Raw genomic sequence first — 14,312 nt, forward strand, 5'->3', positions numbered from 1 at the left:
AGAGAATGAAGGATTGGGCGCAACGTATTGCAAATACCTTTATGCCCTATTTTGAGAAAGCATCCCTTGCGGCATTTTTTCTCGGTATTGCAAGCGGTATACCATACACTTTACTCGCTGCAACCTTGACGCATAGATTGTCAGATGCGGGGATTGATAAAAAATCAATATCGGCTTTTGCCCTAACTTTGTTGATGTATAGCCTGAAATGGTTGTGGGCGCCTTTAATCGACCGTTGTCCAATCCCTTTCCTCACAAAAATGATCGGGCAAAGACGCGCTTGGCTCTGGGTGAGTGGAATTCTAACGGCCTTTGCTATCGTGATGCTCGGCATAGCTGATCCTTATAGAAATCTGGAACAAGTCGTTTTCTGGGCGATTTTCTTAGGCTTCTGTGGAGCAACAGCAGACATCACTTTAGATGCCTATCGTATTGAATTATTAGATCCGTCCCGTTTAGGTGTCGGATCAGGATTATCTCAATATGGGTGGCGTATTGGGTCTTTTCTGGCCAGCTCAGGCGTCTTGCTGCTCGCTGATAAATGGAATTGGCATATCGGATATATTGCCTGCGCACCTTTTGTCCTGATTGCCCCGATAACCTCTATTTTTATGGGCGAGCCTAACCAATATCGCGAGCCAGAGCCTTTAAAAACGCCCAGCGATATGGTTGCAGCCTTTATCAATCCTCTGCGTGATTTTTTGCAACGGCAAGGCGCTTGGATGGTTCTACTCTTCATCCTTCTTCATAAAGTCGGGGATACAATGGCCAATCTGATGCTTCGCAATCTGTTGGTTAGCCTCGGTTTCACAAAGCAGGAAATATTATTAGGCGATGTCAATATCGGCTTTTTTGCGCTTTTAGCCGGTATTTTTGCCGGCGGCATTCTCTTTGTCCGTATGGGGATGAAGCGTTCTGTTCTGCTAAGTCTTGTGTTAATGGCTATATCGAATGTGAGCTTCGCTATTTTGGCGGCTTGTGGGCATTCAATGCCAATGCTAATTTTTGCCGTTGGCTTTGAAAATTTTTCAAGCGGTATCGGCGGCGTGACCATTGTCGCTTATTTATCTGCGCTATGCAGCCTTCGCTTTACAGCAACACAATTCGCCTTATTGAGCGCTTTAGCGGGTGTCTTGGGGCGTTTCCTGACTGGCACCACAGCAGGGGCGCTAATAGAAGCCATGGGCTACGTGAATTATTATATTCTGACGACCGTGATCGCCTTACCCAGTATCCTGCTTTACGCTTTTATGATGCGGTCTGGAATGGTTGATCGCTCGATAAGCGAAACGGAAGGCTATCAAAAATAGCCTCCCATGATAGTAAATTCTTATTCTGGTGGTGTTTCATTCGCTTTTAAGACAGAGCCTGCCAGATAAAGAGAACCAACGATAGCAATGATCGGCGGATAATCGGGAGAGGCTTCGCGGGCTATCAAGCGAAGCGCTTCTTCCGGTGAAGCCGCAATCCGCCCTGACATTCCATTTTTCTGGGCGATAGACACCAGATATTCAGGCGAATGATAGGGATGGCTTGGCACTGGAACCGCATAGAAGCGAGCCTGTGTCGATCCAAAAAACTGAAGAACACCTTCGGCGTCTTTATTAGAGAGCATGCCCATAATAAGATGGAAAGGCTTCTTCTCTTTTTCGACATGTTCTTGGAAGAAAGCTGCCGTTGAAGGGGCGGCGGCGGGATTATGACAACCATCAATCCACAATTCTGCCCCAACCGGTAATTGGCTTACCAAACGACCATCCGAGACATGCTGCAATCTGGCTGGCCAGAAAGCCCATCCCATAGCCGCTTTATAAGCCGCCTCTGGTATTTGAATAACTTTCTGATGGCGCAGCATCGCAACGGCCAAGGCCGCATTCTCATTCTGATGACTGCCGTTTAACCGCGGTAAAGGCAAATGGAGCCGTCCAGCCTTATCCCGATAATGCAGCTCATTCTGGTAAACTGTCCATTCCCATATGCTGCCACGAGGCAACCAAACCGCTTTTTTCTCATCAGCTATTTTTTTGATCTGCGCCGCAATAGAAGGCTCATAGGTCTGCGTGACCAGAGGCACTGTCTCTTTGGCAATACCAGCTTTTTCGGCTGCAATATCTTCGGCATTATCGCCTAAAAAAGCCTGATGATCGACCCCAAGCTGGGCAATCCCGCATACAATCGGATTGGTAATGACATTGGTCGCATCGAGCTTGCCCCCTAAACCGACTTCAATGACGCAGGCATCCGCAGGGTTCCGAGAAAAAGCCAAAAAGGCCGCCGCCGTGGTGACTTCAAAGAAGCTAGCACCGACATCCTCACCAATATCCAATACTTCTTTTAATAAACCAGCCAAGGTATCATCATCGACCAGCTTGTCAGCTATTCTGATACGTTCATTAAAACGTACCAGATGCGGACTGGTATAGGCATGGACAGACAAACCGGCGGCCTGAAGTGCCGCTCTTAGAAAGGCGCAAGTAGAGCCTTTGCCATTGGTTCCAGCAACATGGAATACTGGGGGCAGGTGATGCTCTGGATGTCCCAGCCGTTCCAGCAATTCGCTGATACGGCTTAGACCCAAGATGTCACTTCCCGGTGAGAGGCGTGCCAATCTGTCTAATTGGAATTGAACATCTGGATTATCGGAACGGGCGTGATCGGCCATAATTTATATCTCGAACAGCAAGGAATGTTTAGGCCGCTTCATTGGCAGGAAGCAGATAATCCACAAGCGAGATCAGACGATCACGCATTTCAGCACGGGGAACAACCATATCAATCATACCATGCTCAAGAAGATATTCTGCCCGCTGGAATCCTTCGGGGAGCTTCTCTCTAATGGTCGATTCAATAACACGCTGTCCGGCAAAGCCAATCAAGGCACCGGGTTCCGCAATCTGAACATCACCCAACATCGCATAAGAGGCGGTAACACCCCCCGTTGTCGGGTCTGTTAAGACGACAATATAAGGCAGTCCGGCTTCTCTTAACTCCGCAATAGCTGCCGTGCTTCTGGGCATTTGCATCAAAGACAAAATGCCTTCCTGCATTCTTGCACCACCTGCCGCCGTAAAGATGATATAAGGCGAATGACATTCTATTGCAGCTTTGACACCAGCCACAAAAGCGCTTCCGACCGCCAAGCCCATAGAACCGCCCATGAAGGAAAAGTCCTGAACGCCAATAACCGTCTGACGCCCTGCCAACCGCCCTTTGGCATTAAGCAGCGCATCATTTTCGCCCGATTTAAGGCGGGCTGCTTTAAGACGATCAACATAACGTTTGGTATCGCGGAATTTTAACGGATCTTCCGGCACGACGGGCGGAGGAAGAACGCTGTAATCCCCTTCATCAAATAGGGAATCAAAACGCGCACGGCTCCCGATGCGGCCATGAAAGCCGCATTTTGGACAAACAGACAGATTTTCTTCGTAATCTTTGTTGAAAATCATCGTCTGACAATGGGGGCAGCGATGCCACAGATTATCAGGCGTTTCTCGTTTGACAATAAAAGGTATTTTGTTTCGGACTTTTTCGAGCCAACTCATAGGGCGGCCTCCTTACGGGCATCGGAAATGGCCGTGCTTAATTCTTTAGCCAATTTTTCTAAGGCGGCATTGGGATCTTGGCGATTGGTCACAGCCTTTTCGATGCAAGACACAAAGGCCGAACCCACCACAACCGCATCAGCCTTTTTGGCAATCGCTGCGGCCTGTTCTGGTGAACGAATACCGAAACCGACGGCAACCGGCAAATCTGTTACAGCTTTAATCCGATCAAGCGCGGCATCAATGCTGGCTTCAGTTGCCTGTTGCAGACCCGTAACGCCCGCGACAGAAACATAATAGAGGAAACCGGAAGCCCCATCGAGGATGATTTTCAAACGCGCTTCATCACTGGTCGGGGTGGCGAGCCGGATCATATCCATGCCTTTTTCGCGCACTGCGACACCAAGGGTTGCGTCTTCTTCTGGCGGAATATCGACACAGATAATGCCGTCAACACCGGCTTCTTTTGCAGAGGCGGCGAAGCTGTCGCTGCCTTTAAACGTCATCGGATTGGCATATCCCATAAGGATAAGCGGCGTTTCCGGATGTCGTTTTCTAAATTCCGTGGCTATTCTAAAGATGTCATTATAGCCAGTTTTAGCCGCCAAAGCCCGAAGATTGGCTTTCTGAATAGCGGGGCCATCTGCCATCGGATCAGAAAAGGGCATCCCTAATTCGATAATATCGACGCCATTTTCAACCAGACTATCCAACAGGGCAGGGGTCGCTTCAATAGAGGGATCACCTGCCGTCAGAAAGGCAATCAAAGCAGCCCGATTTTCTTTTTTTGTTTTGGCAAAAGTATTGGCAATCCGGCTCATAACGCGACCCCTAAATGGCTGGCTACGGTATAGATATCTTTGTCGCCACGCCCTGAAAGATTAACAATAATGACTTTGTCTTTGCCCATTGTCGGGGCTATTTTGGCGGCTTCTGCCAAAGCATGGGAAGATTCCAATGCCGGAATAATACCCTCTAATCGGCAAAGCTGCTGGAAAGCGGCCAAGGCTTCGTTATCCGTAATGGTTTCATAACGGACACGTTTTATGTCTTTTAACCAGCTATGTTCAGGGCCAATACCCGGATAATCAAGACCGGCTGAAATCGAATGGGCATCTTTAATCTGACCATTCTCATCATAAAGAAGATAGGTGCGGTTTCCATGGACGATACCCGGTGCGCCGCCCGTTAAGCTGGCTGCATGACGACCGGTTTCCATGCCTTCACCGGCAGCCTCGACACCAATCATAGCGACATCTGTATCATCAAGGAAAGGATGGAAAAGCCCCATAGCATTTGATCCACCGCCAACGGCTGCGATCAATAAATCCGGTAAACGCTTTTCTGCTTTTTGAATCTGCTCTCTGGCTTCGCGTCCAATCACGGATTGGAAATCACGCACCATTTCAGGATATGGATGGGGGCCTGCTGCCGTGCCAAGAATATAGAAAGTGTCATCAATATGAGCCACCCAATCACGCAGGGCTTCATTCATGGCATCTTTTAAGGTGCGGGAACCCGCTTTAACGGGACGAACCTCGGCACCTAACAATTTCATTCTAAAGACATTGGGTTGCTGGCGCTCTGTATCCAGTTCACCCATAAAGACCGTGCAAGATAGACCAAAGCGAGCCGCAACGGTCGCCGTTGCGACACCATGCTGTCCGGCACCGGTTTCCGCGATAACGCGGGTTTTACCCATTCTTTTCGCTAATAAGACCTGACCGATGCAGTTATTGATTTTATGCGCACCCGTGTGATTAAGATCTTCACGCTTCAAATAGATTTTTGCGCCGCCCCAGGCTTCTGTCAGGCGAGGCGCGAAATAAAGCGGGCTAGGACGACCGACATAATGCTCTAGCAGATCATCTCTTTCTGCTATGAATGACGGGTCTTTCAATGCGCGCCGATATTCCTGATTAAGCTCAAGAATTAAAGGCATCAGGGTTTCGGGAACATATTGTCCGCCGAATGTGCCAAAATGCCCTCCTGCATCAGGTTGGGCGCGAAGAGAATTCGGAAGAACAGAATTAGATTGTTTCATAATAGACGAACCGCTTGAAGGAATTGGGCAATCTTGTCCATATCCTTGATACCGGGTGATGTTTCGACACCCGAAGAAATATCGACCAGTTCTGCACCAGTGATAGCGACGGCTTGGGCTATATTATTGGCATCAAGTCCGCCGGATAAAGCCCAAGGCAAAGGATGTTTATACTCTTTGAGTAAACGCCAGTCGAAGCGCCTGCCCATACCGCCCGGCAATACGCCATCGGTACGTGCATCGTAAAGCAACCGATCGGCTAAACCGCGATAATGCGGTGCCTGTGCCAAATCTTGGCTGTTGGCAATAGAAAGCGCTTTCCATATTTTTACCTTAGGAAATGTCTCGCGGATGGAAGCTATCCGTTCAGCCGTTTCATGGCCGTGTAGCTGAAAACCCGTTAGGCCGGAAGCCAAGGCTCTTTCCAGTAAATTATTATCGGGATCAACAAAAACGCCCATCTTCTGGACGTGGTCGGGGATCTGCCGGATCAGCATAGCCGCTTTTTCTGGTGTTACCGACCGTGGGCTTTTTTCAAAAAAGACAAAGCCGATGTAGTCTGCGCCATATCTGACGGCAGTCGCGACTGTCTCTTCTGTGGATAAACCACATATTTTTGTACGAACCGACATTGTTATTACATCCGGAAAGAAACCCGTTGATCCCTTCAGATAAACTGAAAGTCCAGATACCTCTAAAGGATATTATCCATCGGGTCACAGTGTTTTTATGCTTCTCGGACGATTATTTCCGGCGCAATTGTCTGGCAATAGCCGAGGCCACCTCGGCAGGTTCATCTGCACGGGTAATCGGGCGGCCAATAACTAAAATAGAAGCGCCCCGATCCAAAGCATCGGCAGGCGTGCAAACCCGTTTTTGGTCACCAACGACACTATCGGCAGGCCGTATTCCGGGAACAACAAAGAAGCCATCGCGCCATTCTTCATGCACCTGTTCGACTTCTTCACCAGAACAGACAATGCCATCCAGACCGGATCTACGTGCCAGACGTGCCAGTTTTTCAACCTGCGATTCTGGCGTTCCCGTCATGCCAATCACACCAAGATCACTTTGATCGAGACTGGTCAGAATAGTGACACCCACCACTTTCGAGCCTTTGTCTGCGGCCTTTTTGGCCGCGCGCATCATGGCTTCACCGCCTTCGGTATGAACCGTTAAAATAGCAGGCGGCGACTTGATCGCCTGAAACAAAGCCTCAATCGCAGAAGCCACTGTATTCGGAATATCATGAAATTTGAGATCAAGAAAAATAGGCAGCCCTTGATCTGCGATTTTTTCAACCCCGTAATGGCCATGCGCCATAAAAAATTCCAGACCAAGCTTGATCCCGCCAACATGAGGGCGGAGGATCGTCGCCAGCTTTTCAGCCTTTTTCAGGTCTGGTGTATCGAGGGCAACAAAAACGGGATTGGATAAAAAGTCAGTATTGGGCACAGTGCATCAAACTCTATTGGCCAGTGAAAGCTGAGTCATTCTTCGTGAGTGACGGCGTCTCTACCGGCGGGTTTTCTGGCTGCATATCTGCAATCTGACGGTTGAGCTTGTCAATCCTTCTACGCCAATTCCAACGGGAAGCGCTGTGATAAAGCAATGCCGGAACCAGCCCAATTAAAAAGACTATCAATAATAACAAAACGATATTGATATCAGCTTCCCATCCCGGCCACATTTGGAGCTTGACAGAAATGTTATAATTGCTGGCACAAAAAGTAAGAAAAATGGCGAAAAGAACCGCCGCGAACATTGTACGTAAAAATTGCATAGGGCTATTCTCTCTTATTGTTTTTCATCAGGCAAGGTCAAATTAGAGGCGTTACTTGTCATATTTGCATTATGTTCGTATGAAAAAATATGGCCAAACAACAAAAACGGTATATCTGCCAATCCTGTGGCGCTGTTGCCACCAAATGGCAGGGACAATGCGCCGATTGTGGCGCATGGAATAGTTTAGTTGAAGAAAAGATAGCGCCTAAAACGCCTTTTACGAATCGTCATAATCTCCGAACTGGTGGAAATATTGTCAGATTGGGCAATCTGGCAACGGAACAACCCTTACCGGAACGTATGGTAACGGGTATCGCCGAATTTGATCGGGTGCTGGGCGGCGGCTTTGTTTCTGGATCGGCTACTTTAATTGGCGGTGATCCCGGTATCGGTAAATCCACTTTGCTTCTTCAAGCCGGCGTTCGATTGGCTCTAGCGGGCAAAGAAGTTGTCTATATTTCTGGTGAAGAAGCCGTTGACCAAATCCGGCTACGCGCAAAAAGACTGGGTTTCGGGCAAGCGCCCGTGCAATTAGCGGCGGCCTCTTCGGTTCGCGATATTCTCGCCACCTTGGAACAGTTACCGCATATTGATTTCCTGATTATAGATTCTATCCAGACGATGTATTCGGATATGATCGAAGGCGCGCCGGGAACTGTCAGTCAGGTGCGCGCTTCATCGCAAGAATTGATTCGTTTCGCAAAAGAGGCGGGAGTTGCCTTAATTCTTGTGGGTCATGTTACCAAAGATGGCGCTATCGCAGGGCCCCGCGTGCTTGAACATATGGTGGATACGGTTCTCGCTTTTGAAGGCGAGCGTAGCCATCAATATCGAATATTGCGCACCACAAAAAACCGTTTTGGCGGCACGGATGAAATCGGCGTTTTTTCCATGGCCGATCAGGGATTATCCGAAGTCTCCAATCCCAGCAGTCTGTTCCTAACAACAAGAGATGAAAATATGAGCGGAGCCATTGTCTTTCCGGCAATGGAAGGCACGCGCCCCGTTCTGGTTGAAATGCAGGCTTTGACCGTTCGGCTTTCTAGTGGTGCCACACCTAGACGCGCTGTCGTTGGATGGGATTCTGGACGTTTAGCGATGATTTTGGCCGTGTTAGAAGCGCGTTGCGGGTTAAATTTTTCCTCGGCTGAAGTGTATTTGAATGTCGCGGGCGGGTATCGTGTAACCGATCCTGCCGCTGATCTTGCGGTTGCCGTGGCGCTTATTTCTGCTTTGGCAGAACGGCCTATTCCCTCTGAAACCGTGGCCTTCGGTGAAATCGCTTTATCGGGTGAAATTCGACCGGTTGCCCATAGTCGGTTGCGATTACGGGAATCCGCTAAGCTGGGATTCACCAAGGCTCTGATACCGAAAATGGTTGAAAATAAGGAGAATATTGCATTCTCTTCTTTTTCAACCCTTCGTCAATGTGTGGATTATTTACTAGGACGTTAATGACCAATTTTCATCCAGTCGATTTAGCCGTTTTGGCCTTACTGATTATTTGTGGCTTTACAGGTTTTTGGCGCGGTTTCATTGGCGCGGCACTTTCTCTTTTTGCTTGGGTTGCCGCAATTATCGCTGTCAGAATAGGACATGTCTCGGCTGCCAATATTGTCCATAATTGGCTGGGTGTAGGTCTTTTTGGGGCGAATTTAATTTCTTTCGTCTTACTCTTCGTGACAGTCTATTTTGTGGGTCAATGGTTATCAGATAGTATCGGTGCCAAGGTAAGACGCTCTTTTCTGGCTTTTCCAGATAGGGTGCTGGGTGCGGGTTTTGGGGCTATAAAGGGCGCCATTATTGCCGAATGTCTGTTCCTTGTTATCATCCTGATAAATGCAACTTTTTCGACCCATTATAAACATCGTGTCCCGCTATGGTTAGAATCGGCTGTTAGTTATCCGTGGCTACAAAATGGCAGCACGGCTATTCTCGATTATGCCGGTATTCCTGACCCAAGCTGGATTGGGCAGCATATTCGCGAAAATGGGAAATCTGAAAAAACAAGCTGGCCGATAGATAAAGTAACTTCTTATCGAAAAAAGATGATGTCCAAGCCTATTGAAGAGGCTTTTTTTCCTACTGATACCGATAATGACAGCAAGGCATCCGAGGATGCTACTCCCAGCTTACCTAAAAAGAAAAATCATCCTAAAAAGCCCGTCTTAAAGAATGAATAGGCCAAAATAGTGCATTCTAACGGTTGTCGACTTGTCTTATCTTCCATTCCTCGGCGGCCTTTTGAAGGGCTAGGGCAAAAATTTATTAAAAAAACAGAATACTATTTTCTAATCGCTTATAAGGGCGTTTAATAAATTTCTTTTTTAGGCCTAAAAAATATCTGGTAAATTCTTCCATATTTTGAGGCTCTAATTTGGGGTAGCTTTTCTATGGCAGAACCACTTTATACGCGAGATATTCTTAAATTAGCGACCTCTATCCCGTTTGAAGAACGGTTGGAAATAGCCGATGGTCGCGCCGAAAAACGTGCGCCTATTTGTGGTAGTCAAATGGCCTGTGATGTCTGTCTTGATGATAACCAACATATCACAGAAATAGGGCTAGACATTTCAGCTTGTGCTTTGGGGCAGGCTTCGGCAGCTTTAATGGGTCAGGATATTATCGGGCGTTCTTTGCCGGAATTAAAAGAAACACTTCGGCAATTAAAGGCATATCTTGCTGGAGAAATCGAAGATATCACAAGCTGGCCTAGCTTAATGGCTTTATCGGCAGCACGTCCTCATAAGGGCCGTCATGGAGCCATCTGTTTGCCGTTTGAAACGGTTATCGCTGCCTTTGAAGCGGCTATGGTCGCAAAAACAGAGGCTTTGCCCGCCTGAATTTGACCTTGTCAGGATGTCAGGAGTAAAGCCTTTTATGAAACGTGACTATATCTCTGCTTTAGCCGCCTTATCAGCGGCAATCGCTGTCGCTTTTGGTGCTGCCGGTGCGCATCTATTCCATGATCAGGCCGCTTTATGGGCAAAAACGGGGGCTGATTTTCAGTTAATCCATGCTGTCGCCGTGCTGGCTATCAGGATAAAAATGCCCAATAAATTACCAAGCCTTCTTCTTTTGATCGGTGCTTTTCTTTTTTCATCCTCTCTTTATAGCCTTGCCTTGGATGCGCCCAAAATCGTCGCGCATATAGCTCCGATAGGTGGGTCTTTGATGATTGCGGGATGGTTGGTGACCGCTGTCTTTTTCTGGCTAGGTCAATCTAGGCATATGAACAAAAAAGACCGCCCGTGACAAAATATCAGGGCGGCCTTCATTTCAAAAAATAATATAGAATTAAATCGTGCCTTTACGTGCCAATGGGCTATCCAAAAAGGCTGCAATTTCTTCAAGATTAACTTCTTTATCCAAAAAGCTTTTCCCGATGCCCCGTGCCAAAAGGAAGGGAAGGCGGCCAGCTTCCATTTTTTTGTCATGCATCATATGGGCAACCAACTCTTTACCAGAGGCTTTGACACCGGCTTCTTCAAGGCTGGCGGGAAGATCCGTTTCTCTCAAATGCGTAATAATCCGCTGAACATCTTCTTTAGATGCCAGATTTTTGACATAGGAAAAGCCAAAGGCCAGAGCAGAACCAGCAGCCACGGCTTCACCGTGGAATAATTTATCAGAAAATCCGGTATCTGCTTCTAACGCATGACCGAAAGTATGACCCAAATTTAAGAGAGCGCGTTTCCCGCTGATTTCTTTTTCGTCATCAGCAACAATAAGGGCTTTTGCACGGATGCTATGTTCAATTGCATACAGACGGCTGGCTTTATCCCCTTCGATCAGAGCCGCACCATGCTCTTCACACCATGCAAAGAAATCAGGATCATCAATAAGACCGTATTTGATAATCTCGCCATAGCCAGCACGAAGCTGCCGAGCAGGCAATGTCTGAAGGGCATCAGGATCAATCAGAACAAAAACAGGTTGATGGAATGCACCAATCAGGTTTTTCCCAGCTTCGCAATTGATCGCCGTTTTTCCGCCAACCGAAGAATCCACCTGCGCCAAAAGGCTGGTGGGTATCTGAATAAATTGGCAGCCTCTTTTCAAAATAGCGGCAGCAAATCCGACCAGATCACCGATCACGCCACCACCCAAAGCAATGATAGCATCCCGCCGTTCAACACCACGCCGGATAAGCTGATCGCAAAGTTCAGCCAGATGGTGCCAACTCTTAGTGGCTTCACCTGCTGGCAAGATAATAGAATCTACCGTAACACCTGCCTGATGAAAGGATTTTTCAAATTCAGGTAGCTGACAGCGGGCAACATTTTCATCCGTAATGACAATAAAACGCCGATTACGGACATAAGGGGTCAAAATAGAGACCGCCTGCTGATAAAGGCCTGCGCCAATGTCGATTTTATAGCTGTGATTGCCAAGATCAATCGGCACGGTGACGGTTTTTGAAACTTCACTGCTCATCGCGGTAACGCCATTATTATTGCATCCACTATTTCTTCATGGGGCTGCGCCCCAGTCCAGACATGTAAAGGTGCCATTGCATAAAAAGAGTCGCGGATATCGGCCAGTTCCTGCAAACGGGTGCGGACATCATGTCCGATTAACAAAGGTCGATCAGCCTGTTTTGTGACCCTTTCGGCCAAAGTATCAATATCGGCTTTGACCCAGATCGCCAATGTTTTTTCAAGAACCAGTTTCCGTGTTTCTTCATCCATAAAGGCGCCACCTCCCACAGCCAAGACTTTGGGTTCGCCAGCAATAAGGCGTGAAATGACACGGCGTTCACCATTACGAAAATAGTTTTCACCGTAGCGGGCAAATATCTCTGTTATGGATTGTCCGGCAGCTTCTTCGATTTCCAGATCTGAATCTGAAAAAGGCATGTTAAGCTGGCTGGCCAGACGACGACCAATAGTAGACTTGCCAACGCCCATCATACCGATCAAGGTAATTGTGCGCGGATATGGAGAAGAAGGGCTTTGCAGCATGGCCAAGACGCTATACACGAAAGAAATGAGATTACACAATTATCTAGGTTAATGAATAAATGAGCAAAATCGGCTGACTTTTGAGGATGGGTATGTCAATTTTACGCGCTTTCCTGTTAGGAATCATATTTATTGTGATCGTTGGCTTTTTCAGCCTTGGCTTCATGCATTTTGAAGCTCCGATTCGTTCTATCGAAAAAGACGTCGGTAATGACGTGCTTGCTCGCTAAAACTGTTTGTAACAATTTGGCTAAAGACAGACGGAAGCCCTTCACAGGTCGTTATTGGCGGCAATGGGTATTCTTCCTATCTTTTGGCATGTTCACTGGAATAATGAGCAGTGGCGTTTGTTTCGGACAGAGTCAAACATCATCTGCTCATTCTTATTCGGTTCATGCTTTAAAACATCCTATTAGGATAGAAAAAAAAGAAAAAACCGAAAAAAAAGACGGAAATTATCTTTTTTGGCAGAATAGCGGCCTTATCAGCGGGGCAAAGGCAGGTAATTTAAGAGATGGCTGGGGCAATAACCCCTCTGGTCGTTATCTTACCAGCCTGATGCTGCATGTGGATACGCCTTTGGCCTCACGCTGGGCAGAAATCATGCTGCGGCGCGCTTTGATCTTAAAAGCGTTACCAAGAGATGTCTCGCCCCAAGGCTGGATAGCCGCAAGGGCGAATCTGCTGCTGCAGTTAGGGGAGGCGGATGCAGCGAGAGCGCTCATCCAAAAGTCAGGGCTTGCCCCTGATGCTCTTTTGCTAGACGCAACCGTTAAAACGGTTCTGGCGACGGCTGATCCGGCTGGACTCTGCCCTTTACTACCTTATTTTGCCAATACTGACCTAAAAGATGCCAATGAAACTTTGGTGCGTGCTTTATGTGCAGGGTTGGGTGGCGATGATGCCGTCTCTAGTTGGCTATTCAGCCGTGCCAATTATAAAGGTGACCAAACAGACCGAAAATTGGCGCAAAAGCTTGCTCTTGCAGGCAGCCATGACAATCATACGATCCATATCAATCGGGGTGAAGTCGGTCACTTAACACCATGGCGTTTTGGCATGGCGACTGCCGCCGGTCTTTTATTACCTGACTATCTTTATGGCAGTCTTAATCCAGCCTATTGGGCTTTCCTTGCACGATCAACGATGATTCCGGCAAGATCAAGGGTAACCGCTATTAGAAAAGCCGCTGTCCTTGGCGTTTTTTCAAATTCGGCTCTTGTCGATTTTTATTCATCCCTGTCTGCTAGTGACAATGAACATGATAATAATGATCTTGTCATAAATGATGATATTCCCAATTTAAAGCAGGCTTATATCAACAGGGATGAGACAAGCCGTGTCAAAGCGATTGAGAATTTGATACGCAATGGCGATGATGCAGATGAGCATTATGCGGGGATGATTCTCACTGCACGAGCCGCAAGCTATATCACCCCCAATAAACGCTATCGTGATATTATTCCCGATTTGTTGGGGGCTATGTTCTCAGCCGGTTTCGATCAAGCGGCTACCCGATGGGCATCGGCTGTCAAAGACATGGATAAAGAGCAGAGCGATCCTGCATGGATATTATTGGCACTGGGATCGCCGGATAAAGTCATGGATTTAAGCCGTAATCATATTCGGCATTTTATCGAGCAAACCAACCAGAGTGACCCTTGGCGTGGTCGTATGGCTGTAGCGGCTTTGGCAGGCCTCGATCGGATTGACGAAGAAGAAAGCTGGTGGTTCCAAATCCATTATGATAATTTTTTGCATGACGAAAATTCTTGGGTCAAAGCCCTTGATAAGGCCGCTTTGTCGCATGCTCCGGCAACGGTCGCTTTACTTGTCGCGATCGGTATGCAAAATCGTTCATGGCGGTCGGTCGCCCCTTCGACTTTTTATCATATGTTGAAAGCGATGAAAAAAGTCGGCCTTGAAAATGAAGCGCGGATGATGGCGGTTGAAATGATGAGCCGCACATAAAAG

General features: G+C 47.6%; 16 protein-coding genes. 7 read left to right on the top strand and 9 right to left on the bottom strand.

Annotation, left to right across the window (positions count from 1 at the left end; translation table 11 throughout):
- Window positions 1–5 precede the first annotated feature (5 nt).
- Window positions 6–1,310 carry an AmpG family muropeptide MFS transporter gene (locus ZMOB_RS05730; RefSeq protein WP_014500872.1) on the top strand — a complete coding sequence of 435 codons (1,305 nt, stop codon included), beginning with the start codon at window positions 6–8 and terminating at the stop codon, window positions 1,308–1,310.
- A 20-nt stretch (window positions 1,311–1,330) separates the two neighbouring features.
- Here ZMOB_RS05730 and ZMOB_RS05735 read toward each other — a convergent pair whose 3' ends face one another.
- From ZMOB_RS05735 to ZMOB_RS05765, 7 genes are all read right to left on the bottom strand, one after another.
- Window positions 1,331–2,662 carry a bifunctional folylpolyglutamate synthase/dihydrofolate synthase gene (locus ZMOB_RS05735; protein ID WP_014500873.1) on the bottom strand — a complete coding sequence of 444 codons (1,332 nt, stop codon included), beginning with the start codon at window positions 2,660–2,662 and terminating at the stop codon, window positions 1,331–1,333.
- Between the two features lie 28 nt (window positions 2,663–2,690).
- Window positions 2,691–3,545 (bottom strand): acetyl-CoA carboxylase, carboxyltransferase subunit beta, encoded by an 855-nt coding sequence (accD, locus tag ZMOB_RS05740; protein WP_014500874.1) that lies wholly within the window; start codon window positions 3,543–3,545, stop codon window positions 2,691–2,693.
- The gene (gene trpA / locus ZMOB_RS05745; RefSeq protein WP_011240487.1) at window positions 3,542–4,366 is read right to left on the bottom strand and encodes a tryptophan synthase subunit alpha; all 825 of its coding nucleotides are present in this window, start codon (window positions 4,364–4,366) and stop codon (window positions 3,542–3,544) included. The genes accD and trpA overlap by 4 nt, the downstream gene beginning before the upstream one ends.
- The gene (gene trpB / locus ZMOB_RS05750) at window positions 4,363–5,589 is read right to left on the bottom strand and encodes a tryptophan synthase subunit beta (protein ID WP_011240488.1); all 1,227 of its coding nucleotides are present in this window, start codon (window positions 5,587–5,589) and stop codon (window positions 4,363–4,365) included. The genes trpA and trpB overlap by 4 nt, the downstream gene beginning before the upstream one ends.
- A complete protein-coding gene (locus ZMOB_RS05755) occupies window positions 5,586–6,221 on the bottom strand; it encodes a phosphoribosylanthranilate isomerase (protein ID WP_011240489.1) in 636 nt (211 codons plus the stop codon). The genes trpB and ZMOB_RS05755 overlap by 4 nt, the downstream gene beginning before the upstream one ends.
- A 112-nt stretch (window positions 6,222–6,333) precedes the next feature.
- Window positions 6,334–7,044, bottom strand: a complete 711-nt coding sequence (gene pyrF / locus ZMOB_RS05760) for an orotidine-5'-phosphate decarboxylase (protein ID WP_012817246.1) — start codon at window positions 7,042–7,044, stop codon at window positions 6,334–6,336.
- Between the two features lie 13 nt (window positions 7,045–7,057).
- The gene (locus ZMOB_RS05765; protein WP_011240491.1) at window positions 7,058–7,372 is read right to left on the bottom strand and encodes a lipopolysaccharide assembly protein LapA domain-containing protein; all 315 of its coding nucleotides are present in this window, start codon (window positions 7,370–7,372) and stop codon (window positions 7,058–7,060) included.
- An 89-nt stretch (window positions 7,373–7,461) separates the two neighbouring features.
- Between ZMOB_RS05765 and radA the strand changes: the two genes are divergently transcribed.
- The 4 genes from radA to ZMOB_RS05785 all read left to right on the top strand — a co-directional run bounded on the left by radA (window position 7,462) and on the right by ZMOB_RS05785 (window position 10,629).
- Entirely contained in the window at window positions 7,462–8,829 is a 1,368-nt protein-coding gene (gene radA, locus ZMOB_RS05770) for a DNA repair protein RadA (protein WP_011240492.1), read from the top strand.
- Window positions 8,829–9,557: a CvpA family protein gene (locus ZMOB_RS05775; RefSeq protein ID WP_014500875.1), complete on the top strand. Its 729-nt coding sequence runs from the start codon at window positions 8,829–8,831 to the stop codon at window positions 9,555–9,557. Before radA ends, ZMOB_RS05775 begins: the two co-directional genes overlap by 1 nt.
- A 210-nt stretch (window positions 9,558–9,767) precedes the next feature.
- Entirely contained in the window at window positions 9,768–10,217 is a 450-nt protein-coding gene (locus ZMOB_RS05780; protein WP_014500876.1) for an iron-sulfur cluster assembly scaffold protein, read from the top strand.
- 37 nt (window positions 10,218–10,254) lie between these two features.
- Entirely contained in the window at window positions 10,255–10,629 is a 375-nt protein-coding gene (locus ZMOB_RS05785) for a DUF423 domain-containing protein (RefSeq protein WP_014500877.1), read from the top strand.
- Between the two features lie 42 nt (window positions 10,630–10,671).
- Here ZMOB_RS05785 and aroB read toward each other — a convergent pair whose 3' ends face one another.
- Window positions 10,672–11,811, bottom strand: coding sequence for a 3-dehydroquinate synthase (gene aroB / locus ZMOB_RS05790; protein ID WP_014500878.1), 1,140 nt, complete (start codon window positions 11,809–11,811; stop codon window positions 10,672–10,674).
- On the bottom strand, window positions 11,808–12,338 hold the full coding sequence (locus ZMOB_RS05795) for a shikimate kinase (protein ID WP_011240497.1): 531 nt from the start codon (window positions 12,336–12,338) through the stop codon (window positions 11,808–11,810). The genes aroB and ZMOB_RS05795 overlap by 4 nt, the downstream gene beginning before the upstream one ends.
- A 92-nt stretch (window positions 12,339–12,430) precedes the next feature.
- Here ZMOB_RS05795 and ZMOB_RS10235 point away from each other — a divergent pair, with 92 nt between their 5' ends.
- Window positions 12,431–12,568, top strand: a complete 138-nt coding sequence (locus ZMOB_RS10235) for a hypothetical protein (protein WP_011240498.1) — start codon at window positions 12,431–12,433, stop codon at window positions 12,566–12,568.
- A 103-nt stretch (window positions 12,569–12,671) separates the two neighbouring features.
- Complete coding sequence (locus tag ZMOB_RS10205) at window positions 12,672–14,309, top strand: hypothetical protein (protein ID WP_014500879.1); 1,638 nt, start codon at window positions 12,672–12,674, stop codon at window positions 14,307–14,309.
- Window positions 14,310–14,312 lie beyond the last annotated feature (3 nt).

The organism is Zymomonas mobilis subsp. mobilis ATCC 10988 (assembly GCF_000175255.2).
Classification (GTDB): domain Bacteria; phylum Pseudomonadota; class Alphaproteobacteria; order Sphingomonadales; family Sphingomonadaceae; genus Zymomonas; species Zymomonas mobilis.